The following is a 19,990-nucleotide window of genomic DNA, read 5'->3' on the forward strand; positions in this document are numbered from 1 at the left end:
CTACAGCTCGAACGCCTCGACCTGCCGCCCGTCGATGTCGGTGAAGCCGTAGGCACGCGCCAGATCGGCCACGCGCAGCACCTGGCCGGTCTTGTCGAGCACCTGCGCATCGCCCGCCAGCGCGGCCACGGCGCGGCCCAGGTAGCGCGGCGATTCGGTGCGCGCCAGCGCGGGGCGCTCCTGCCAGTGCGCCTCGTCGGTCTTGTGGCCCGCGAGCACGAACTCGGTGCGCATCCAGCCCGGCGACACCGCCACCGAGGCCACGCCGTGCGGCTGCAGCTCCTGCGCGATGCCGAAGGCCAGCCGCGTCATCGACGCCTTGGCGAGGTCGTAGAACAGGTTGCCGCGCAGGTAGTGGCCGCGGTCCCAGAAGGTGGTGGTGACGATCAGGCCCTGCTTGCGCGCCACCATGCCCGGCGCGGCGCAGCGGCTGGCCACGAGGTGGTTGCGCACGCCGCGGTCGAACATCGAATCCCAGTTGGCGAGCGGGTGTTCCCAGAACGGCGCCTCGAAGACGCCCGTGAAGCTTTCGTGCCCGCCCCAGGCGTTGTTCACGAGCAGGTCGAGCCGGCCCTGCTCGCGCTCGACGCGCGCGAACAGCGCCGCCACCTCGTCTTCCTTCGTGTGGTCGCAGGCCAAGGCAATGCCGCGCCCGCCGAGTTGTGTGACCTCGTCGGCGGTGTCGTCGATGGTGCCGGGCAAGGCGGCCAGCTCGGACAGGGCGAGCAGCTGGCCGTAGCTGTCGGCCGGCCGCGCGCGGGTGCTGCGCCCGGTCACGTACACGGTGGCGCCGGCCGCGCCCAGTTCCTGCGCGATGCCACGGCCCGCGCCGCGGCTGGCGCCGGTCACCACGGCCACGCGGCCCGCCAGCGGACGGTGCGCGGCATCAGGGGTGGAGAGGGCTGCTGTCATGTGTCGTTGCTCCTTCGTTCGGTGAGGGTCCTTGGGCAGGACAGGCCGCCACGATAGGCCGGCCTCAGCGCGCCGTCTTGGAAGAAACCGAAACCCGGCGCCCGAGGAACTCGGTGGGTGTCACGCCGCACAGGGCGCGGAACTCGTTGACGAGGTGCGACTGGTCGTAGAACCCGTGGTCCAGCGCCATGTCGGCCCAGGCCGGCGCGCTGTGCAGGCGCAGCGCGCGCAGGCAGGCATGCAGCCGCGCGAGCCGGCCCCAGGCACGCGGCGACAGCCCGACGTGCGCATGAAAGAGCTGCTGCAACCGGCGCTCGCCCACACCGACGGCCTGCGCCACCTCGCGCAATGCCTGGCGCCCGTCGGCGGCGGCGATGAGCCGCGCAGCGTGCATCGCCGCGGCCGGCGGCGTGCCGTCGCCGGCTTTCTGCAGGCGCTTCACCAGGGCCTGTTGCAGCAGCTGCGCGCGTGCGGCATCGCCGCGCGCTTCGGCCATGCGTGCGAGCAGCGTCGTGCCCTCGCCGCCCCAGAGTTCGTCCAGGTGCACCGCGCGGCCCGCGATCTCGCCGGCCGGCACGCCCAGCAACGCCACCGCCGCGCCGGGACGCAGCGCCACCGACAGGCCTTCCACCGTGTCGCGCATCCGCACCACGGCGGGCGCGGCGAAGGCGCCGATGGCTTCGACCGCCTGCCCCGGTGCGTCGTCGGCCGAGGGCGCATCGCCGAAGTTGAAGACCAGCCGGATCGCGCCGTCGGGCAGCACGCGCTCGCGCACCTCGTGGCCGGGCGCGAAGGTCTCGCGGTACATCAGCAGGTGCGAGACATGCGACCGCAGGGCCGGCGCGATCGGCAGCACCTGCAGCGTGCCGTCGGGCACGCCCGACTCCGGCCCGTGCAGCGGGTCGTCGTGAAGCCGGAGGAAAAGACGTTCGCCCATGGCGGTCGATTGTGAGGAAAAACCCGCCGCTGCGCGACCCGGCGGGCACGGGCCGACAATCGGCTGGCGCCCCTTGTCCACCCGTCGTTCACATGCCCGATTCCGCCCTCCCCGTGCTCTATTCGTTCCGCCGTTGCCCCTATGCGATGCGGGCCCGGCTCGCGCTCGTGGCGAGCGAACAGCGCTGCGAACTGCGCGAGGTCGAGCTCAAGCGCAAGCCCGCCGAGATGCTCGCGGCCTCGCCCAAGGGCACGGTCCCCGTGCTGGTGCTCGACGGCGGCACGGCGGTGCTGGAGCAAAGCCTGGACGTGATGCTGTGGGCGCTGCGCCGCCACGATCCGCTACGCTGGCTGACGCCCGAGCGCGGCGCGCTCGACGACCTGCTCGCGTTGGTGACGGCGTGCGACAACGACTTCAAGCCGCTGCTCGACCGCTACAAGTACCCGGCGCGTTACCCCGCGTCGGAAGGCTCGGCACGCGACGAGGGCGCGCGCTTCCTGCAAGGGCTCGAAGACCGGCTCGCGATGTCGGCGCAACTGGCCGGCGCGCACGCCACGCTGGCCGATGCGGCGCTGATGCCCTTCGTGCGCCAGTTCGCGATGGTCGATGCGGCGTGGTTCGACGCCCAGCCCTGGCCGCGCCTGCAAGCCTGGCTCGCGGGCTGGACCGCGTCGGAGCTGTTCGCGCGCATCATGGCCAAGTACACGCCCTGGCAGGCGGGCGAACCGGGCGTGAGCTTTCCGCCCGCCTGATCAGTAGACGTCGCGGCGGTAGCGGCCTTCGGCGATGAGCGCGTCCATGCCGCTCTCGCCCAGCACCTCGGTGAGTGCCGCGTCCACGCCCGGCGCCATGCCTTCGAGGCTGCCGCACACGAAAACGATCGCGCCCTCTTCGTCCACCCACTGCTTCAGCACCTCGCCAGCCTCGCGCAGGCGGTCCTGCACATACACGCGCTGCGCCTGGTCGCGCGAGTAGACGAAGTCCGCACGCGCGACCAGACCACCGGCCTGCCATGCCGCGACCTCGTCCGCGCCGAAGCCGTCGTGCGCCGCCTGCCGCTCGCCGAACACCAGCCAGTTGCGGCCATGCCCGCGGCGCGCACGCTCGCGCAGCAGCGCGCGCAGGCCCGCAAAGCCCGAGCCGTTGCCGATGAAGATGCAAGGCCGCGCATCGTCGGGCAGCGCGAAGCCCGGGTTCGCGACAAGGCGCAGCGCGAGTTCCGCGCCCATCGGCGCGCCGACCGTGAGCCAGCCCGAGGCCACGCCCAGCCCGTTGTCGTGCCGCGCCTGCCGCACCAGCAACTGGACGGCGCCGTCGGACGGAATGGACGCGACCGAGTAGCTGCGCGGCGCGGGCGCCGGGGCGCCGTCGTCGTGCATCTGGCGCGGCACGATCTCGACCAGTGCGCCGGGCGTCCAGTTCACCGCATCGCTGCCGCTGACGCGCCGCAGTTCGATCTCGAACAGCGGATCGCCCTGGCTGCCCGCGTTGAGCAGGCGCCGGCCGTCGAGCCGCCAAGCGTCGAAAACTGGCGCGGTCGACACAGGCCACACGGCATCGCGCACCCCGAAGGTCTCGCGCAGCGCATCGTGCCAACGCGCGAGCGCTGCCGGGTCTTCGCCGTCCACCTCGACCATGGGGAACAGCGGCTGCGCACCCTGGTTGTGCAGGTCGTGGTCGAGCTTGCGGCCGAAGCCGCAGAAGGTCGCGTAATGGCGGTCGCCGAGCGCAAGCAGGCCGTAGCGCAGGTGGCGCAGACCCGGGCCGCTCTGCCGTGCGAACTCGCGGGCGAAGGCACGCGCGCTGTCGGGCGGGTCGCCCTCGCCGAAGCTGCTCGCCACCCACAGCACCTGCCGGAAATGCAGCAGCGCGTCGGCACTCAACGCGGACACGGGCCGCACCACCGCCGCAACACCGGCAGCCTGCAATGCGCTGGCCGTCTGCAGCGCGAGGCGCTCTGCATGGCCGGTCTGGCTCGCGAAGGCGACCAGCACCTGGCCCGCATCGCCCGCCGTGGCGGGCACGGCGACCGCATCGAGCCGCGCACGCTCGGCGCGCACGGCCTTCGCGGTGCGGCGGCGGCCGAGGTACATCATCCAGCCGCTGATCGCGAACAGCGCGAGCCCCAGGCTGGTGAGCATCATCACGATGCGCCCCGGCAGGCCCCAGTAGGTGCCCATGTGCAGCGGGTAGATGCTGTTCACGAAGCGGCCCAGGGGCGGCTTGTCGGCATAGCGTTCGTGGCGCAGCGTCTCGCCGGTCGCGGCCTGCAGGTACAGGCGGTTGCGCGCGCGCTCGTGCTCGGGGTGCGTGCGCAGGTAGACGGCCTCCACCTGCGTGCCGTTGCGCGCGGGCAGCCGCAGCGTCACCTGGGTCCAGTCGCCGCCCGTGGTGTCGACGAAGGCCTGCCAGACGCGCGCCAGGTCGAGCGTCACCGGGGCATCGGCCGGCGCGCGTTCGGCGCGCACCACGCGGCCCTCGCCCGCCGCGCCGTCCACCGCCTTGCGCAGCCCGTCGAAGGCCCAGTACATGCCGGTGGTGGTCGACACCACGTAGGCCAGCAGCGCGACGGTGCCGACCACCGCATGCAGGTTCCACAGGAAGGCACGACCGCGCAGCGCGAAGTCGATGCGCAGCCACTGGCGCCACGCAAAGGGCCGGCGCGGCCAGCGCAGGTACAGGCCCGACAGCGCCAGCAGCAGCAACAGGCCGGCCAGCGAGCCGGTGATGGGCTTGCCGTCGTCGCGCGGCAGCAGCAGCCAGCGGTGCAGCTCCTCGACGAACTCGAAGAAGTGCTCGCCCACCGGATCGGGCAGCAGCGCGCCGGTGGCGGGATCGGCGAAGCGCGTCTCGCCGCGCCGCTCACCGGGCGGCGGCGCGAACCCGATGCGCGCGGCGCGCCCGGGCTCGGTGGAGACGGCGACGGTCGCGATGCGCCGCCCGGGCATCTCGGCCTGCACGCGCGCGACGAGCGCGGGCGGTGCCAATGCGGGCGCGGCCGAGGCCGCCGGGATCGGGTTCAGCAGGTCGGTGATCTCGGCACGGAACGACAGCGTCGCCCCGCTCAGGCCGATGACGACCAGCACGCTGCCCGCCGTGATGCCGATGAACCAATGGATCTGGAACCAGACGCGACGCAGCAAAGCCATGAAAAACAGAAGAAAACGGGAAACAGGAAGCCCCGCCAAGGCGGGGCGCGCGGGTTCAGAGATCGATCTTGACCAGGGCCTTGATCGTACGCGGCGTGCCCACCGCCAGCCGCGTGCCGGCCGCCGACCAGTAGCGCTTGTCGCCCACGTTGTCGATGTTCAGCTGGAAGGTGGTGCGCCTGCCCATGAGCTGCGCCACGTAGCGCGCGCCCAGGCCGAAGACGGTGGTGCCGCCGATGAAGCCCTGGTTCAGGTCGTCGACGGGACGGCGCCCCGTGAAGTACGCGCCGCCGTTGACCGACAGCCCCGGCACCGCCGCGATGTCGTACGAGACAAAGGCGCTCGCCGTGGTGCGCGCCGTGTTCTCGGGCCGCTTGCCGTCGTACTGCGCGTTGATGCGGCGGAACTCGGCGTCCAGCCACTGGCCCGAGAGCTGCCACGCCAGCGCGGGCGTGAGCCGCCCCTGCGCCGACACCTCGAGCCCACGGTAGCGCTGGCGCCCGCTGGCCACGAAGGTGTTGGCGCTGTCGGTGTAGGCGCCGGGCCGTTCGATGTCGAACAGCGCACCCGACAGCAGCGTGCCACCGCCGGTCAGCCAGCGCAGGCCGATTTCCTTCTGCCGGCTCACGCCCGGCGGCATGCGCGTGTTCTGGTTGGCGGTGCCCGCCGGCGCCACCTCGCCCTCTTCCACGCCCTGCGAGTACGACACGTAGGCCATGAGGTCGGGCGTGAACTTGTAGCTCAGCGCCGCCAGCGGCGTGGTCTTGCGCACGCTGTAGTCGAGGGCTGGCAGCGTGGCGCTCGCGCCCTGCCAGCTCTGGTAGCGCGTGTGGCGCAGGCCGGCCACCAGCTGCCACTGCGGCGAGAAGGTGATGCGGTCGAGCGCGTAAAGGCCGAGCTCCTCGCTGTCCTGCGCGCCCGAGGTGGGCCGCGACGGCATCGCGCTCAGCGCCAGCGCGCCGATGGGCACGGGGCTGTACAGGTTCTGCAGCGTGGTCGCACCGCCGTAGTTGCGCTGGAACACGGGCGCCTGCGTCTTGTCGCTGCGTGCCGCGCCGAGCGTCAGCTCATGCTGCAGCGCGCCGGTGGCGAAGGTGCCGAACAGCTCGGCGCGCAGCAGGTCCGAACGCTGCTCGAGATGCTGCACATTGCCCGTCAGGCGGCCGATGCCGGTGCGCACGTTGTAGTTGCCGAACTGCGCCAGGCGCCGGTCGCGCTCGGCCTCGGAATGGCCGGCTTCCACGCTGAGCGCCCAGTTGTCGCTCAAGGCGTAGTCGGCGCGCAGTTGCGTGTTGGTGACCTCGGCCTCGAACACGGCCCAGGGCGGCGCGATCAGCTTGTGCGGATCGGGCAGCGCCGGCAGCGCGATGACGCCGTTCACGGCCGCGAGCCGCGCGATGCCGGCCTGCTCGGTGATGCGCTTGCGGTAGTGCTCGATGTCGGCTTTCAACGTGAGTCGCCGGTTCACGCGCCAGTCGAGCGCGGCCGAGACGAAGCTGCGCTTGCCGTCCACGCCGTCGATCGTCGAGCCCAGCTGGCCGCCCGCCGCGTTCAGGCGCAGCCCGAACTGGTCGTTCTCGCCGAACTGGCGGCCGATGTCGACCTGCCCCTGCAGCCCGCCCTGGTTGTCGACGCTCATCCCGAGCGAGGTCACGGGCGTGCGCCCCGCGCGCTTGGTGACGAAGTTGATCACCCCCGCCGGCGTGGTGAAGCCGTAGTACAGCGCCGACGCGCCCTTGAGCACCTCGACCCGCTCCTTGTTCTCCATCGGGATCTCGGACACGTTGGGAATCGCGAGCGCGCCGTTGAGGCGGTAGTTGGTGCGGTTCTCCACGGCGATGCCGCGGATGACGAGCTGGTCGAAGGTGTCGCCGCCGTTCTGCTGGCGCGTCACGCCGGCCGTGTTGCGCAGCACGTCGTACACGCCCGCCGCGCCCTGCAGCTCGATCACCTCGCGCGTCACGGTGTTGACCGTGGCCGGCACGTCCATCACGGACGCGCCCCGGAACGTGCCCGCCTCGACCGTCTCGGCCAGGAAGCCGTTGGCGCGCGAGGCCTCGACGTTGACGGTGCTCAGCTCGCTTGCCCGCGATTCGGGAGCAGCGGACGCAGGCACGGATTGCGCCTGCGCTGCCTGCACGGCGGCGAGCGCAAGGCTCACACAAACTCTCTTCATTCAAATCCCTTGGATGTTCTTGGCGGCGCGCCTCCCGGCGGCCTGGTGACGCTTCCGGCGTGCGGAAGCGGGAGGGATTATGGATGAGAGGAGTTCTCATTTGACAACAGTTGCCGGACCCTGCCGATAGGATCGGACGCCAGAGCGTTCCATGTCGAAACGCCATCAAGGAGGAATTCATGACTGCCAGTGAAACATCGACCAGACGGGAGGCCCTGCGATGAAGACGGCCGGACGCCTGGCGCTCGGCGTGCTCGCCTGGGTCACCGTGGTTCCGCTGCTGGGACTTCTGTGCATGTGGCTGGGCCCGTCGGTCCTTGACTCGCCCGAAGCCTCGCGCGTCACCATGTATGCGGTCCAGGCCATCAACCTCGGCGCGGCCGCGCTGCTCTACTGGTATGCCGTGCCGAGCGTGCCGCACTGGGGCCGACGCGTGGCCTACTTCGTCGCCTTCGTGGTGCTGATGGTGGTCGCCAGCGCCCTCGTGGCCTTCGGCGTCAAACTGCTTTTCGTGGCGCTGGTGCTGTTCTCGCGTTGAGCAAAGGCCCGGCGGGCCGTTACGTCGCCCTCATCGCCGACGCCCGCTGAATGCACTCGATGAAGTGCTGCGCCGCCGGCGTCGACGGCTGCCCGCGCCGGCGCACCACGCACACGTTCAGCACCGGCAGCGTCTCGCGCACATCGACGCGCCGGATGCCGTGGCGCTTGAAGCTCAGCCCGGCCAGCGGCTCGACGAAGAGGCCGATCAGGTCCATGTGACCCACCAGCGCGAGCGCCACGGTGACCGAGTGGCCCTGCAGCACGCGCGTGGGCGGCGGCAACCCGAGCGGGGTGAACAGCGGCGCCACGGCGTTGGTTCCGCCGTGGTCGTCGCCCGGCAGGACCCATTCGGCGGCATAAAGGTCGTTCAGCGAGCGCGCATTGCGCAGCGGATGGCGCTCGCGCAGGCCGACCACCAGCTGCACCGGGAACAGCTCCAGCGCCTCGAACTGCGGATCGAGCGTGCCGGGCACGATGTGCGCCACCGCGAAGTCGAGATACCCGTCGCGCAGCCGCGCGAGCATCCACGGCAGCACGGCCTCGCTGAACTGCACATCGACCGCCGGCAGGCGGGTGTGGAAGTCCTTGAAGGCGGCGGGCAGCACGGTGAGCGCGAACGAGGCGCTCACGGCCAGCGAGACGGAGCCGGTAGCGCCGTCGCGGATCTGCGCAATTTCGTCGCGGGCGCGTTCCATGTCGGCCAGCAGCAGCCGCGCGCGCGGCGCGAAGGCCAGGCCGAACTGCGTGAGCCGCACGCCTTTCACACTGCGCTCCACCAGCGGGGCGCCGACCTCGCGCTCCAGCTCGCGCACGATCTTGGTCACGGCCGGCTGCGAAATGCCGAGCACGCGCGCGGCGGCGCGGATGCTGAGCTGCTCGACCACGGCCACGAAGGCATGCAACTGATTGGGTTTCATCTTTGGAGTGACAACCAAAAGTTATCGTTGACGCCCAATTATTGTCTTTTCATGACAGCGGCGAGTCTCTAGCATCCGCCGCGGTTCGGGCCCACGCGGCCTGCGCCCCCGATACACACAGGAGACACATGAACACCCCCGCTTCCCAGCCCTCGCCCACATCGCCCTCGTCGCCGGCCCGCCGGCGCCAGACCATCGTGGCCACCACCATCGGCAACGGCCTGGAATTCTTCGACTTCACGGTCTACGGCTTTCTCGCGCTGGTGATCGGCAAGCTGTTCTTCCCCACCTTCAGTTCCTACGGCCAGCTGCTGCTGACGGTGGCGAGCTTCGGCGTCGGTTTCATCATGCGGCCGCTGGGCGGCATCGTGATCGGCGCGTACGCCGACCGCGCGGGCCGCAAGAAGGCCATGACGCTCACGATCTTCCTGATGGCGCTGGGCTGCGCGCTGATCGCCTTCACGCCGACCTACGCGAGCATCGGCGTCGCGGCGCCGATCGTGATCGTGCTGGCGCGCCTGATCCAGGGCTTCTCGGCCGGCGGCGAGGTGGGCGCATCCACCACGCTGCTGGTGGAGCACGCCACGCCGGCCAACCGCGGCTACATGGCGAGCTGGCAGTTCGCGAGCCAGGGCCTGGGCGTGCTGATGGGTGCCGTGGTGGTCGGCGTGCTGACCGTCTCGCTGTCCGCCGAAGCCATGCAGAGCTGGGGCTGGCGCGTGCCGTTCGTGCTCGGCATGCTGATCGCGCCGGTGGGCATGTACATCCGTCGCCACCTCGAAGAGTCGCTGCACATCACGCCCGAAGACGCGAAGGCGCCGCGCGAGAGCAGCCTGAAGATCGTCTGCACGCAGCACGGCAGGACGGTGCTGGCCGCCATCCTCGCGCTGGTGGGCGGCACCACGGCGGCCTACGTGGTCACCTTCTACATGCCGACGTACGCGGTGCGCGAGCTGGGCCTCACGCCCTCGGTGGCGCTGTTCGGCGCGGCGCTCACGGGCCTGCTGTCGTTCGCGCTCGCGCCGTTCGTGGGCAAGTGGTCGGACATCGTGGGCCGCAAGACGCTCATCCTCTGGAGCCGCATCGTGATGGCGATCCTGATCTACCCGGGCTTCCTGTGGCTCAACGCCTCGCCCACGCCCGTGGTGCTGTTCACCGTGCTCGGCGTGCTGAGCATCGGCCTGGTGGTGCAGACGGTGCCGGGCATCACGATGCTGCCGGAGATGTTTCCCAAGCGCGTGCGCGCGAGCGGCATGTCGCTGGTCTACAGCGTGGGCGTGGCACTGTTCGGCGGCTTCGCGCCCTTCGTCAGCACCTGGCTGGTCAACGCCACCGGCAGCAAGCTCGCGCCGGCCTGGTACCTGGTGGGGATGACGCTGGTGTCGCTGCTCGGGCTCCTTTGGCTGCGCGACCACACGGGCCGCGACATCGATGCGGCCAGCGCCCACGCGCCGGCCTGATACCGTCTTCCTCCTTCCCGCCTTCATGCACAGGAATCCTCCCGCCATGTCCCAGCCTGCCACCGCCGCCACCCGCCATTTCTCGGGCACGTACGTCGAAGCCCGCGCCAAGTTCCTCGAGGCCGCCGCGGCGCGCGGCGCGACCCTCGAGTCGTTCGTGCACCCGACGCACCGCGGTGCGCTCGGCGAAGAACTCGCCACCGACGTCGCGCTGCTCGGCGCGGCCGACGCGAAGAAGGTGCTGCTCGTCACCTCGGGCACGCACGGCCCCGAGGGCTTCTGCGGCTCGGGCGCGCAGGTGGCCACGCTGAACGACGCCGACCTGCTCGCGCGCCTGGAGCGCGCAGGCGTCGCGCTGCTGCTGGTGCATGCGGTGAACCCGCACGGCTTCTCGCACCTGCACCGCACCAACGAAGACAACATCGACCTGAACCGCAACCACATCGACTTCAGCGCGCCGCTGCCGGTGAACGCCGAGTACGCCGACGTGGAGCCGCTGGTGCTGCCCGCCAGCTGGCCGCCGACGCCGGCCGACGACGCGGCCGTGGCCGCCTACATCGCCACGCACGGCATGACCGCCTTCCGCGCGGCCGTCACGCGCGGCCAGTACACCTCGCCCGACGGCCTGTTCTACGGCGGCACCGCGCCGTCGTGGAGCAACCGCACCATCCGCGCCATCCTGCGCGGCTACGCGGCCTCGGCCACGCACCTGGGCTGGATCGACGTGCACACCGGCCTGGGCCCCTACGGCCACGGCGAAAAGATCTACCCGGGCCGCAACACGCCCGAAGACCTCGCGCTGGCCCACGCCTGGTGGGGCGCCGACGTGTTCGCGCCCTTCGCGGGCGACTCGGCCTCGGCCGACGTGTCGGGCCCGGTGATCTCGACCGCGTACGACGAATGCCCGAACGCGCGCGTCGCGCCCATGGGCCTGGAGTTCGGCACGCTGCCCGACCTGGAAGTGCTCGACCGCCTGCGCGCCGACACCTGGCTGCGCCGCCACCCCGAGGCGCCCGAAGCGCAGAAGCGCGAGATCCGCCGCCGCCTGCGTGACGCGTTCTACTGCGACAACGACGAGTGGAAGGGCATGGTGCTGGGGCAGACGCGCGTCGTGCTCCTGCAGACCTTGCAGGGGCTGAGCAAGGCCTGACCCGGCGGAGGTCGGCTCAGCCGAAGTTCGGCGCGCGCTTCTCGCGCAGCGAGGCCACGCCTTCGCGCACGTCGGCGCCCGCGAAGCCCATGAACTCCAGCGCCAGCGAGGCGTCGAAGGTCGGCCCCGCCTGGCGCAGCCAGTTGTTCAGCGCGTACTTGGTGAAGCGGATCGCGCTCTGGCTGCCGGCCGCGAGGCGGTCGGCGATCTCGTAGGCGCGCGGCAACAGGTCGGCCTCGTCCACGGCCAGCGACACCAGGCCGATGCGCTCGGCCTCCTCGCCGCTCACCGGCTCGCACAGCAGCAGGTGGTACTTGGCCTTGGCCATGCCGCACAAGAGCGGCCACACGATGGCCGCATGGTCGCCCGCCGCCACGCCCAGGCGGGTGTGGCCGTCGACGATCTTCGCGTTCTTCGTGGCGATGGAGATGTCGGCCAGCAGCCCCGCCACCAGCCCCGCGCCCACGGCCGGGCCGTGCATGGCGCTCACGATGGGCTTGTCGCAGTTGATGATGTTGTAGACCAGGTCGCGCGCTTCCTTCCACACGCGCTGGCGCACGGTGTCGTCGGTGGTCATGTCCTGCACCATGCCCAGGTCGCCGCCGCCCGAGAAGCCCATGCCCTCGCCGCGCAGCACTGCACAGCGCACCGTGGCGTCGGCCGCCACGTCGCGCCAGATCTCGGCCAGCTCGCGGTGGCCGTCATGGCCGGCCGTGGGCAGCTTGCCGTTGGCGGCGCGCATCTGGATGTCGAGCACCGCGCCGTTCGCGCCGCGGCGCGTGAGGGCGAGGGTCTGGTAGCGGGTGTAGTCCATGCGTGTGTCTCCGCCCCGCACGCACGGCCATGGCGCGAGGACTTCGTTCGGTGAGAGGAAGGACGAAAGGCCGGAGGCCTATTTTTGCGCGGCCAGCTCGCGGCAGCGCTTCACGTTCGCATCGAAACGCGGCGCCAGGCCCGGCTCGCAGGCGTCGTCGGCGGGGTTCAGCCGGCACATGCCGACCACCGCGTAGTCCATGACGGCCGCCGTGCACATCGGGTAGGCGGCCAGCTCGGGGTTGGCCTTGGCCTTGAAGCCCCAGCGCTCGGAGAACTGCACCATGCGCGTCATCGCGCCGAGGAAGAAGCTGCGGTCCTTCGCCGCGATGGCCGCTTCCATGCGCGGCAGCTCCTCGTTGAGGTAGCCGACCGAGTCCATCGGAAAACCGGCGGGGTCGGGCTGCGGCTGCGCGAAGGCCGTGGCGGCCATCACGGCCAGCGAGGCGCCCACGCAGGCGCGTCGCAACGGAAGGAAGAAGGCGGAACCGGTGGGCAGGTGGCGGTATGGCATGGCCTGCGATTCTGCAACGTTTGGAAGCATTTTTGCGCACCGAGCGATGCGCGCACGCGACGTTTTGCGGTGGCCACCGGCCTGCCCGCGCGGCGCGGGACAATGGCCGCTTCCGTTTTCCCTTGCAAAGACCCCCATGGCCCGACGCCCCCAACGACAGCTGCGCACCATCGAGCGCGGCATCCTCTGCCTCCTGATCGGCGTCGCCGTGCTGCTGGGGCCGCGCTTCCTGCAGGGCACGCGCTGGTTCGAGATGGTGGCCGGCGCGTACCTCGTCGGCTGGTTCGCGCTCGCGCTGGGGGTGGCGCTGGTCGGTGTCGGCCTGTTCCAGCGCGGCAAGCCGGAGCGCTGAGCCCGGCCGCAAGGTCAGCAGGCGCTCAGTGCGCCGCCGCCTTCTTGCCGCGCAGCTTGCCGACGAGTTCCACCACGGCCAGCACGACGGCGCCGGCCACGATGCCCACGACGGCGTTGACGCCCATCGAGCCCAGCGTGCCGAACACGCCGCCCGTGGCCTTGGCCCAGTCTTCGACCGCATGGCCGAACGCCGGCACGCCGTGCACCAGGATGCCGCCGCCCACGAGGAACATGGCGGCCGTGCCGGCCACCGACAGGCCCTTCATGAGCCACGGCGCCGCCGCCAGGATGCCGCGGCCCAGGGCGCGCGCCGCCGCGCTGCTGCGCTGGCTCAGGTACAGGCCCGCGTCGTCCAGCTTCACGATGCCGGCCACGAGGCCGTAGACGCCCACCGTCATGATCAGCGCGATGCCGACCAGCACGCTGAGCTGCGTCGTGAACGGCTGGCCCTGCACGGTGCCCAGCGTGATGGCGATGATTTCGGCGGAGAGGATGAAGTCGGTGCGCACCGCGCCCTTGATCTTGTCTTTTTCGACCGCGACCACGTCGACCGTGGTGTCGGCCACGGCCTTCTGGTGGCGCGCGGTGTCGGCCTCGTGCTCCTTTTTGTGCAGGAACTTGTGGACCAGCTTCTCGGCGCCCTCGAAGCACAGGAACGCACCGCCCACCATGAGCAGCGGCGTCACCAGCCAGGGCAGCCAGGTGCCGATGGCCAGTGCGGCCGGCACCAGGATCGCCTTGTTGACGAGGGAGCCCTTGCACACGGCCCACACCACCGGCAGCTCGCGCTCGGTGCGCACGCCGGTGACCTGCTGCGCGTTCAGCGCCAGGTCGTCGCCGAGCACCCCGGCGGTCTTCTTGGCAGCAACTTTGGTGAGGACGGAGACGTCATCGAGCACGGTGGCGATGTCGTCGAGCAGCAGGAGCAGGCTGGTGGCCATGGGCGAAAGTCAGGCTGTGGAAGAAGCGGCGAGCTTATCCGCAGCCGATGGCCGCGCCGGTGAAGACCGTACGCGGCATCCGGGGGTGGATCAGTCCACCGCGCGCTTCAGGCGGATTTCTTCGACGCGGACGGTGCCCAGTGCGGTGGTCTTGGCCGTCTTCATCTCGCGCTTGAAGCCGGCGAGTTCGTGGAAGCGCATAGCGCGGTCGTTGCGCAGCGGCACCCAGATGGTGACCGTGGTGCAGCCTTCTTCGGCCAGGCCTTCGCGGGCGGCGTCCCACAGGGCCACGCCGGCGCCCTTGCCCCAGTGCTCGGGCTTGACGTAGATGGCCCAGATCTCGCCCGTGGTGGGCGGCGTCTTGGGGTCGCGCGAGCGGTCGAAGCCCACGAAACCGACGATCTCGCTGCCGTGCGTCACCACATGGACCTGGGGTTCGCTGAATTCGATGGCCTCGCGCCACTTGGCCTCGCGCGAGGCGGGGGCCAGCACGCGCAGGTCGTCTTCGGACAGGATGCCTTCGTAGGCAGCCTTGGCGGACAGGGCATGGACTTCGGCGACGGCCTTGGCGTCGCGCATCGTGGCGGGGCGAACTTCGTAATCGGACATGAAAGCGGAAAAACGTGTGGAACCGGCTATTGTCGCCGCACCGCTAAACTCCTCCGGCATCCGCACGTATCAACTGGAGAAAGCACATGGCCAAGGGTCAGCAACGCACCAACAAGGAAGCGAAGAAACCGAAGAAGGACACCTCGCCGCCGAAGGCCCCCACCGGCGGCATCGAGCCCGTGCGCACCGTCACCACGGCGGTGATTCCGCGCGGCAAGCTCAAGAACAAGTGACCGAGTGACCGACGTCCCCGCGCCCGCCCCCAAGCCGGCGCAGCCGCGCAACCCGTTGCATGGCCTCACGCTGGAGGCCATCGTGACCGCGCTGGCCGATTACTACGGCTGGGAGCAGCTGGGGCACCTGGTGCCGATCCGCTGCTTCATCAGCGAGCCCAGCGTGGGTTCCAGCCTCAAGTTCCTGCGCAAGACCCCCTGGGCACGCGACAAGGTCGAGAGCCTGTACCTCTTCATGCTGCGCGAGCAACGCCGCGAACAACAACAGCAGCAAGAACCTCCCGCGCGATGAAGGTCCGTCTCGAACCGTCGGGCCTCGAATTCGAGGCCGAGGCGGGCGTCACGCTGCTGCATGCGGCGGAGGCGGCCGGCATCGAGCTGCCCAGTTCGTGCCGCAACGGCACCTGCCGCACCTGCATCTGCCAGCGGCTCTCCGGCGAGAGCCGCCACCTCATCGAATGGCCGGGCCTGAGCTTCGACGAAAAGATCGACGGCTGGATTCTTCCCTGCGTGGCCGTGGCGCAGAGCGACCTCACGCTCGACGTGCCGCAGGCCCGCGCCCTCTTCGACTGAGGATCAGGACCGCGCCGAAGCCGGTGCCGCGACCACCAGCCGGTCGCGCTGCGCCAGCGACGGAAACAGCCGGAACCACGTCAGCGCCACCAGCATCGTCCCCACGCCGCCGAGCACCACCGAGCCGACCGGCCCCAGCAGCGCCGCCGTGGCGCCCGACTCGAATTCGCCGAGCTGGTTGCTCGCTCCGATGAAGATCGAGTTGACCGCGCTCACCCGCCCGCGCATGGCGTCGGGCGTTTCCAGCTGCACCAGCGTCTGGCGGATCACGACGTTGACCATGTCGGCACCGCCCGACACCGCGAGCGCGATGAGCGAGACGAGAAAGCTCTTCGACAGCCCGAACACCACCATGCACAGCCCGAACGCCCCCACGGCCAGCAGCAGGGTGCGCCCCACGTTGCGCTCGACCGGCCGGCGCGTGAGCGCGATCGACATCACCAGCGCGCCCACCGCCGGCGCGCTGCGCAGCAGGCCCAGGCCCCAGGGGCCGGTGTGCAGGATGTCCTTGGCATAGATCGGCAGCAGCGCCACGGCGCCGCCCAGCAGCACGGCGAACAGGTCGAGCGACACCGCGCCCAGCACCGGCTTGCGCTGCCAGATGAAATTGACGCCCGCGAACACCGTGGCCAAGGTGACCGGCTCGCGCGCGGCCGGCGCGTGGTCGTAGCGCAGCCGCAGCACCAGCACGCAGGCCACCGCGAAGCACAGCACGCTCGCGCCGTAGACCACCGCCATGCCCGCCACGAACAGCAGACCGCCGAGCGCCGGCCCGCCGATGATCGCGCCCTGCATGCCGGCCGAGCTGAACGCCATCGCGCGCGACAGCAGCAGCGGCGGCACCAGCAGCGGCGTGAGCGCCTGCTGCGCCGGCATCTGGAAGGCGCGCACCGCGCCCAGCACCAGCGACAGCCCGAGCAGCAGCCCACGCGTGTCGTTCTTGTGCAGCACCGCGAACAGCAGCGCCAGTGCCACGGTGCCCTGCACCGCGAAGCACACCGCCACGATGCGGCCCCGGTGGTGCCGGTCCACCACGTGGCCGGCCAGCAGCGCGAGCAGCAGCGCGGGCACGAACTGGTACAGGCCGACCAGGCCCAGGTCCCACGCGCTGCCGGTCAGCTCGTACATGTGCCAGCCGATGGCCACGAGCATCATCTGCGAGGCGGCGGTGCCGAACAGGCGCGCCACCCACAGCTGCATGAAGGGGCGCTCGCGCCTCAGGTCGGTGAACGTGGGAGACAAGGGAGGAGAAGCGGCGCCGGGCATATCGGTCGAGGATAGCCCAGCCTACTTCCGGCTTTCTGAGCCTCTCTACACTCGCTGTCCCCATGACCGTTTCGCCGCCCGACCTGCTCCCCGTTCACGAAGACGCCCACCTGCTGGTGCTCGACAAGCCCGCCGGCCTGCTGTGCGTGCCCGGGCGCGGCGAGGACAAGCAGGACTGCCTGAGCGCGCGCGCCCAGCGCCAGTGGCCCGACGCGCTCATCGTGCACCGGCTCGACATGGGCACCAGCGGCCTGGTGGTGATGGCGCGCGGCCTGGAGATGCAGCGCGCCCTGAGCGCGGCCTTCGCCGACCGCGAGGTGCACAAGCGCTACGAAGCCGTGGTCGACGGCGTGATGCCGCAGCGCGATGACTGGTCGCTCATCGACGCCCCGCTGATGGCCGACTGGCCGCGCCGGCCGCTGCAGAAGATCGACCCGGCTGGCAAGCCCAGCCTCACGCGCTGGCGCGCGCTGGCCAGCGTGTCGCCGCCGGGCGGCCCTGCGGCCACGCACGTGCTGCTGGAGCCGCTCACCGGCCGCTCACACCAGCTGCGCGTTCACCTGCTGTCGATCGGGCACCCGATCCTGGGCGATGCGCTGTACGGCGACGCCGCGCTGCAGGCACGCGCGCCGCGCCTGCTGCTGCATGCCAGGGAGTTGGGGTTCGTGCATCCCGCGACGCGGGAGCCGTTGCACTTCGAGCGTGCGGCGGGCTTCGTGCTCAGCGGCCCTTGACGACGAGCACCGGCATGGTGGCGTCCTGCAGCACGCGCTGCGTCACGCTGCCGAGCAGCAGTTTCTCGATGCCGCTGCGGCCGTGCGAGCCCATCACGATCAGGTCGGCAGCGATGGCGATGGCGGTGTCCACGATGCCTTCGTGCACCACGTGGCCGTCGATCACGCGCTGGTCGCTGTGCAGGCCTTCGGCCGCCAGGGCGGCCACGCCGCGTGCGAGCGCCGCGTTGGCGCTGGCGGTGGCCGCCGCGAGGTATTCGTTCTGGCCGAGCGCATAGTCCGCGCCCACGCCGATGAAGGGGTAGTTGTCGATCACGTGGATCAGCGTGATGCGGCTGCCGAAGGCCAGGGCGAGACCGCTGGCCTTGCTGACCGCGAGCATGGAAGTTTCGGAGCCGTCGATGGGGACCAGGATGTGATTGAACATGGCGGGACCTCGCTTAGCGTTCGCAGACAGACAGACTGACGGACCCGGTTCGCACCGGGTCGGGCCCCGAATTTAACCGCTATGCAGAACCCGCCCTGTAGGACTCCGACCAGCGAAGTCCGCAGGCGTCTCAATCCCCCTGAAAACCCTCAGACCGGCAGGTGACCACCAGCGTGTCGCGCCAGCCATCGCCGCCCTCTTCCAGCGGCTGGATCGGCGTCGATTCGTGGATCACGCGCGCGTCGTCCAGCAGCAGCAGCGTCCACGGCTCGGTCATGGTGAAGCGCTCGCCGCGCCGGCCGTTGGCCTCGAACACGCGCGTCTCGCCGCCCTTGATGCCCTGGCGCCCGATCAGCACCACCGCCACCAGGTCGACACCGTCGCGGTGCGCGCCTTCGGGCGTCGGGCGGCCGATGCCGCCGGCGGTGTCGATGCGGAACTGGTGCGCTTCCACGAACCAGCGCTGCGGTGCGCCGCGCATGTCGCTGCTCACCTGGCCGAGCTGCTGCATCAGCCGCTGCCACACGGGCTGCGCCACCGTGGCGTCGAGCATCGGCGCGAACCAGCGCTGCATGCCGCCATGCAGCGCGTTGTATTCAACCGGCTGCCAGTGCGCGCGGTGCGGCACCTGCGCCAGCGTGGCGTCGGCCTCGACCGTGAAGCAGGCGTGGCGGCGCGTGCGGTAACGCCCGCCGTCCTTCAGGTACTCGTCGGGCGGCAGGTCGTTCCAGTCGGCGTGCAGCGCCTCGAGCTGCGCCAGCGGCACGCCGAGCCAGTCGCACACGCCCTGCGGGCTGAGCACCGCGTAGCCGTGCTCGCGCAGCGCCCCGGCCAGTTCGGCCGGCGGCGTGAACGGGGGAGCGAAGGCGGCGGTGCTCACTGGGCGCTGACCTTCACGTCCTTCCAGAACGCGACGCGGTCACGGATTTCCTCGGCTTCGGGCTTCGGGTCGGGGTAGTACCAGGCGGCGTCGGCATGCAGCTCGCCGTTGACCAGCAGCGAGTAGTAGTTCGCCGAGCCCTTCCACGGGCAGGTGGTCTTGTGGTTGCTGAAGGTGACCACGTCGCGGTTGAGCGAACTCATCGGGAAGTAGTGGTTGCCTTCGACGAGCACGGTGTCGTCGCTTTCGGCGATGGTGACGCCGTTCCAGGTTGCTTTCATGGGATCGATCTCCGGGGAGGTGCAAGGTGCCGATGCCGCATTGCGCGCTCGGGACAGCGGCTATTGTGACGCTGGCGCGACGTGCTTTCCTTGCGCCGGGTCATCCCGGCCCGATGCCGGCAGGGTTTCCCCTGCGGCGTCAGGCGCGGCCGCGCCCCGTGCGCCCCGAGGCCGGCTCGAGAAACAGCTGCCGGAAATAGTTGCGGAACGCCGTCATCGCCGGCGAAAACTCCACGCCCTGCTTCCACCCCAGCCCGATGTTCATCGTGGGCACCGCGTCGCGCAGGTTGATGGTCTCGATGCGCTTGCCTTCCAGCGACCACGGGCGGTAGACCATGTCCGACAGCACCGTCACACCCAGCCCGTTGGCCACCGTGCTGCGCACGGCCTCCACCGAACTCGTGCGCAGCCGGATCTGCGGCTGGTGCGGCGTCTTGCTCCAGTACTTGAGCGCGGTGGCCGCGGCCTCGTCGACCGTGAGCATGATGTAGGGCTCGGCCGCCACGTCGGCCAGCGTCACCTCGGCCTTGTCCAGCAGCGGGTGCTTGGCCGGCACCCACAGCCGGCGCTGCGAACCGAAGAAGGTTTCGAGCGACAGCTCGCGCAGCACCACGTTCGAGGTGAGCACCACGCCGATGTCGTAGCGCTGCGTGATCAGGCCCTCCTCGATGGCCTCGCGCGCCACCTCGTGCACCTTCACCGTCACCTGCGGATGCAGCTGCTCGAAGCGCTGCAAGTGGTGCGGCAGGAAGTAGCCCAGCACCGTGTAGCTGGCCGCGATGGTGAGCGAGCCCTCGACGTTCTCGCCTTCGTGCGGCATGCGCACCGCCTCGTCGGCCGCCGACAGCACCGCGTAGGCGTGGCTCAGGAAGCGGCGCCCGGCCTTGGTGAGTTCCACGCCGTGCGGGTGCCGCTCGAAGAGCTGCTGCCCCATCAGCTCCTCGAGCTCGCGGATGGCGGTGGTCACGGCCGACTGCGAGATGTTCAGCTGCAGCGCCGCGTGCGAGATGCGCCCCACCTCGGCCACCGCCGAGAAGTACTTGAGCTGGCGAAGGGTCAGGGACATGGCGCCGTCTTCCTAGGGTATTTACGGATACGCGCTGCCCGCCTCGGGCGAAAACCCG

Annotated in this window: 23 protein-coding genes; 9 read left to right on the top strand and 14 right to left on the bottom strand. The window is 70.6% G+C overall.

Features of this window, described 5'->3' with window-relative positions:
- Together AC3WQR_RS13760 and AC3WQR_RS13765 are read right to left on the bottom strand one after the other, a co-directional pair.
- Nucleotides 1-912 (bottom strand): SDR family oxidoreductase, encoded by a 912-nt coding sequence (locus tag AC3WQR_RS13760; RefSeq protein ID WP_492742398.1) that lies wholly within the window; start codon nucleotides 910-912, stop codon nucleotides 1-3.
- 64 nt (nucleotides 913-976) lie between these two features.
- Entirely contained in the window at nucleotides 977-1,849 is an 873-nt protein-coding gene (locus AC3WQR_RS13765; protein WP_492742399.1) for a helix-turn-helix transcriptional regulator, read from the bottom strand.
- Between the two features lie 92 nt (nucleotides 1,850-1,941).
- Between AC3WQR_RS13765 and AC3WQR_RS13770 the strand changes: the two genes are divergently transcribed.
- On the top strand, nucleotides 1,942-2,601 hold the full coding sequence (locus AC3WQR_RS13770; protein ID WP_492742400.1) for a glutathione S-transferase: 660 nt from the start codon (nucleotides 1,942-1,944) through the stop codon (nucleotides 2,599-2,601).
- Here the strand turns inward: AC3WQR_RS13770 and AC3WQR_RS13775 are convergent, their stop codons facing one another.
- Both AC3WQR_RS13775 and AC3WQR_RS13780 read right to left on the bottom strand, forming a co-directional pair.
- Complete coding sequence (locus tag AC3WQR_RS13775; RefSeq protein WP_492742401.1) at nucleotides 2,602-4,998, bottom strand: PepSY domain-containing protein; 2,397 nt, start codon at nucleotides 4,996-4,998, stop codon at nucleotides 2,602-2,604.
- Between the two features lie 55 nt (nucleotides 4,999-5,053).
- Nucleotides 5,054-7,174, bottom strand: coding sequence for a TonB-dependent siderophore receptor (locus tag AC3WQR_RS13780; RefSeq protein ID WP_492742402.1), 2,121 nt, complete (start codon nucleotides 7,172-7,174; stop codon nucleotides 5,054-5,056).
- Nucleotides 7,175-7,394: 220 nt separating this feature from the next.
- Between AC3WQR_RS13780 and AC3WQR_RS13785 the strand changes: the two genes are divergently transcribed.
- Nucleotides 7,395-7,712, top strand: coding sequence for a hypothetical protein (locus tag AC3WQR_RS13785; RefSeq protein WP_492727876.1), 318 nt, complete (start codon nucleotides 7,395-7,397; stop codon nucleotides 7,710-7,712).
- Nucleotides 7,713-7,731: 19 nt separating this feature from the next.
- Here AC3WQR_RS13785 and AC3WQR_RS13790 read toward each other — a convergent pair whose 3' ends face one another.
- Entirely contained in the window at nucleotides 7,732-8,631 is a 900-nt protein-coding gene (locus AC3WQR_RS13790) for a LysR substrate-binding domain-containing protein (RefSeq protein WP_095948950.1), read from the bottom strand.
- Nucleotides 8,632-8,759: 128 nt separating this feature from the next.
- On the opposite strand from AC3WQR_RS13790, the gene AC3WQR_RS13795 reads away from it, so the two are divergent.
- Together AC3WQR_RS13795 and AC3WQR_RS13800 are read left to right on the top strand one after the other, a co-directional pair.
- Nucleotides 8,760-10,091 carry an MFS transporter gene (locus tag AC3WQR_RS13795; RefSeq protein WP_492742403.1) on the top strand — a complete coding sequence of 444 codons (1,332 nt, stop codon included), beginning with the start codon at nucleotides 8,760-8,762 and terminating at the stop codon, nucleotides 10,089-10,091.
- A 46-nt stretch (nucleotides 10,092-10,137) separates the two neighbouring features.
- A complete protein-coding gene (locus AC3WQR_RS13800; RefSeq protein ID WP_487848273.1) occupies nucleotides 10,138-11,241 on the top strand; it encodes a M14 family metallopeptidase in 1,104 nt (367 codons plus the stop codon).
- 16 nt (nucleotides 11,242-11,257) lie between these two features.
- Here AC3WQR_RS13800 and AC3WQR_RS13805 read toward each other — a convergent pair whose 3' ends face one another.
- The gene (locus tag AC3WQR_RS13805) at nucleotides 11,258-12,055 is read right to left on the bottom strand and encodes an enoyl-CoA hydratase/isomerase family protein (RefSeq protein WP_492742404.1); all 798 of its coding nucleotides are present in this window, start codon (nucleotides 12,053-12,055) and stop codon (nucleotides 11,258-11,260) included.
- 78 nt (nucleotides 12,056-12,133) lie between these two features.
- A complete protein-coding gene (locus AC3WQR_RS13810; protein ID WP_235926431.1) occupies nucleotides 12,134-12,568 on the bottom strand; it encodes a hypothetical protein in 435 nt (144 codons plus the stop codon).
- A 136-nt stretch (nucleotides 12,569-12,704) separates the two neighbouring features.
- Between AC3WQR_RS13810 and AC3WQR_RS13815 the strand changes: the two genes are divergently transcribed.
- Nucleotides 12,705-12,920, top strand: coding sequence for a hypothetical protein (locus AC3WQR_RS13815; RefSeq protein WP_070062548.1), 216 nt, complete (start codon nucleotides 12,705-12,707; stop codon nucleotides 12,918-12,920).
- Nucleotides 12,921-12,945: 25 nt separating this feature from the next.
- Here the strand turns inward: AC3WQR_RS13815 and AC3WQR_RS13820 are convergent, their stop codons facing one another.
- Entirely contained in the window at nucleotides 12,946-13,863 is a 918-nt protein-coding gene (locus AC3WQR_RS13820; protein ID WP_095746193.1) for a DUF808 domain-containing protein, read from the bottom strand.
- Nucleotides 13,864-13,953: 90 nt separating this feature from the next.
- Nucleotides 13,954-14,472 (bottom strand): GNAT family N-acetyltransferase, encoded by a 519-nt coding sequence (locus AC3WQR_RS13825; protein WP_062477596.1) that lies wholly within the window; start codon nucleotides 14,470-14,472, stop codon nucleotides 13,954-13,956.
- Between the two features lie 86 nt (nucleotides 14,473-14,558).
- On the opposite strand from AC3WQR_RS13825, the gene AC3WQR_RS13830 reads away from it, so the two are divergent.
- Genes AC3WQR_RS13830 through AC3WQR_RS13840 form a run of 3 tightly spaced genes read left to right on the top strand, consistent with a single transcriptional unit; the run spans nucleotide 14,559 to nucleotide 15,278 of the window.
- Nucleotides 14,559-14,705 carry a hypothetical protein gene (locus AC3WQR_RS13830; protein ID WP_167395057.1) on the top strand — a complete coding sequence of 49 codons (147 nt, stop codon included), beginning with the start codon at nucleotides 14,559-14,561 and terminating at the stop codon, nucleotides 14,703-14,705.
- Nucleotides 14,706-14,709: 4 nt separating this feature from the next.
- Nucleotides 14,710-14,997: a VF530 family protein gene (locus AC3WQR_RS13835; RefSeq protein ID WP_070062546.1), complete on the top strand. Its 288-nt coding sequence runs from the start codon at nucleotides 14,710-14,712 to the stop codon at nucleotides 14,995-14,997.
- Nucleotides 14,994-15,278: a 2Fe-2S iron-sulfur cluster-binding protein gene (locus AC3WQR_RS13840; RefSeq protein WP_307696131.1), complete on the top strand. Its 285-nt coding sequence runs from the start codon at nucleotides 14,994-14,996 to the stop codon at nucleotides 15,276-15,278. The genes AC3WQR_RS13835 and AC3WQR_RS13840 overlap by 4 nt, the downstream gene beginning before the upstream one ends.
- A gap of 3 nt (nucleotides 15,279-15,281) precedes the next feature.
- Here the strand turns inward: AC3WQR_RS13840 and AC3WQR_RS13845 are convergent, their stop codons facing one another.
- Nucleotides 15,282-16,478, bottom strand: a complete 1,197-nt coding sequence (locus AC3WQR_RS13845; RefSeq protein WP_492742441.1) for an MFS transporter — start codon at nucleotides 16,476-16,478, stop codon at nucleotides 15,282-15,284.
- Between the two features lie 128 nt (nucleotides 16,479-16,606).
- Here AC3WQR_RS13845 and AC3WQR_RS13850 point away from each other — a divergent pair, with 128 nt between their 5' ends.
- Nucleotides 16,607-17,278 carry an RluA family pseudouridine synthase gene (locus AC3WQR_RS13850; RefSeq protein WP_492742405.1) on the top strand — a complete coding sequence of 224 codons (672 nt, stop codon included), beginning with the start codon at nucleotides 16,607-16,609 and terminating at the stop codon, nucleotides 17,276-17,278.
- Here the strand turns inward: AC3WQR_RS13850 and AC3WQR_RS13855 are convergent.
- From AC3WQR_RS13855 to AC3WQR_RS13870, 4 genes are all read right to left on the bottom strand, one after another.
- The gene (locus AC3WQR_RS13855) at nucleotides 17,265-17,705 is read right to left on the bottom strand and encodes a universal stress protein (RefSeq protein WP_056579296.1); all 441 of its coding nucleotides are present in this window, start codon (nucleotides 17,703-17,705) and stop codon (nucleotides 17,265-17,267) included. The two genes, AC3WQR_RS13850 and AC3WQR_RS13855, sit on opposite strands and share 14 nt — an antisense overlap.
- Before the next feature lie 130 nt (nucleotides 17,706-17,835).
- Entirely contained in the window at nucleotides 17,836-18,585 is a 750-nt protein-coding gene (locus AC3WQR_RS13860) for a 2OG-Fe dioxygenase family protein (RefSeq protein ID WP_070062542.1), read from the bottom strand.
- A complete protein-coding gene (locus AC3WQR_RS13865; protein WP_056579293.1) occupies nucleotides 18,582-18,866 on the bottom strand; it encodes a DUF427 domain-containing protein in 285 nt (94 codons plus the stop codon). The genes AC3WQR_RS13860 and AC3WQR_RS13865 overlap by 4 nt, the downstream gene beginning before the upstream one ends.
- Before the next feature lie 139 nt (nucleotides 18,867-19,005).
- A complete protein-coding gene (locus AC3WQR_RS13870; protein ID WP_062477611.1) occupies nucleotides 19,006-19,932 on the bottom strand; it encodes a LysR family transcriptional regulator in 927 nt (308 codons plus the stop codon).
- Between the last annotated feature and the right edge of the window lie 58 nt (nucleotides 19,933-19,990).

The organism is Variovorax sp. FW305-3-2-15-B-LB1 (assembly GCF_058787635.1).

Excerpts from the sequence above, each read along its gene's own strand:
- AC3WQR_RS13850 (WP_492742405.1), top strand. The coding sequence starts at position 16,607 with ATGACCGTTTCGCCGCCCGACCTGCTCCCCGTTCACGAAGACGCCCAC.
- AC3WQR_RS13810 (WP_235926431.1), bottom strand. The coding sequence starts at position 12,568 with ATGCCATACCGCCACCTGCCCACCGGTTCCGCCTTCTTCCTTCCGTTG.
- AC3WQR_RS13805 (WP_492742404.1), bottom strand. The coding sequence starts at position 12,055 with ATGGACTACACCCGCTACCAGACCCTCGCCCTCACGCGCCGCGGCGCG.
- AC3WQR_RS13795 (WP_492742403.1), top strand. The coding sequence starts at position 8,760 with ATGAACACCCCCGCTTCCCAGCCCTCGCCCACATCGCCCTCGTCGCCG.
- AC3WQR_RS13855 (WP_056579296.1), bottom strand. The coding sequence starts at position 17,705 with ATGTTCAATCACATCCTGGTCCCCATCGACGGCTCCGAAACTTCCATG.
- AC3WQR_RS13865 (WP_056579293.1), bottom strand. The coding sequence starts at position 18,866 with ATGAAAGCAACCTGGAACGGCGTCACCATCGCCGAAAGCGACGACACC.
- AC3WQR_RS13830 (WP_167395057.1), top strand. The coding sequence starts at position 14,559 with ATGGCCAAGGGTCAGCAACGCACCAACAAGGAAGCGAAGAAACCGAAG.
- AC3WQR_RS13840 (WP_307696131.1), top strand. The coding sequence starts at position 14,994 with ATGAAGGTCCGTCTCGAACCGTCGGGCCTCGAATTCGAGGCCGAGGCG.
- AC3WQR_RS13815 (WP_070062548.1), top strand. The coding sequence starts at position 12,705 with ATGGCCCGACGCCCCCAACGACAGCTGCGCACCATCGAGCGCGGCATC.
- AC3WQR_RS13790 (WP_095948950.1), bottom strand. The coding sequence starts at position 8,631 with ATGAAACCCAATCAGTTGCATGCCTTCGTGGCCGTGGTCGAGCAGCTC.
- AC3WQR_RS13785 (WP_492727876.1), top strand. The coding sequence starts at position 7,395 with ATGAAGACGGCCGGACGCCTGGCGCTCGGCGTGCTCGCCTGGGTCACC.
- AC3WQR_RS13800 (WP_487848273.1), top strand. The coding sequence starts at position 10,138 with ATGTCCCAGCCTGCCACCGCCGCCACCCGCCATTTCTCGGGCACGTAC.
- AC3WQR_RS13780 (WP_492742402.1), bottom strand. The coding sequence starts at position 7,174 with ATGAAGAGAGTTTGTGTGAGCCTTGCGCTCGCCGCCGTGCAGGCAGCG.
- AC3WQR_RS13820 (WP_095746193.1), bottom strand. The coding sequence starts at position 13,863 with ATGGCCACCAGCCTGCTCCTGCTGCTCGACGACATCGCCACCGTGCTC.
- AC3WQR_RS13770 (WP_492742400.1), top strand. The coding sequence starts at position 1,942 with ATGCCCGATTCCGCCCTCCCCGTGCTCTATTCGTTCCGCCGTTGCCCC.
- AC3WQR_RS13760 (WP_492742398.1), bottom strand. The coding sequence starts at position 912 with ATGACAGCAGCCCTCTCCACCCCTGATGCCGCGCACCGTCCGCTGGCG.
- AC3WQR_RS13870 (WP_062477611.1), bottom strand. The coding sequence starts at position 19,932 with ATGTCCCTGACCCTTCGCCAGCTCAAGTACTTCTCGGCGGTGGCCGAG.
- AC3WQR_RS13825 (WP_062477596.1), bottom strand. The coding sequence starts at position 14,472 with ATGTCCGATTACGAAGTTCGCCCCGCCACGATGCGCGACGCCAAGGCC.
- AC3WQR_RS13845 (WP_492742441.1), bottom strand. The coding sequence starts at position 16,478 with ATGCAGCTGTGGGTGGCGCGCCTGTTCGGCACCGCCGCCTCGCAGATG.
- AC3WQR_RS13775 (WP_492742401.1), bottom strand. The coding sequence starts at position 4,998 with ATGGCTTTGCTGCGTCGCGTCTGGTTCCAGATCCATTGGTTCATCGGC.
- AC3WQR_RS13765 (WP_492742399.1), bottom strand. The coding sequence starts at position 1,849 with ATGGGCGAACGTCTTTTCCTCCGGCTTCACGACGACCCGCTGCACGGG.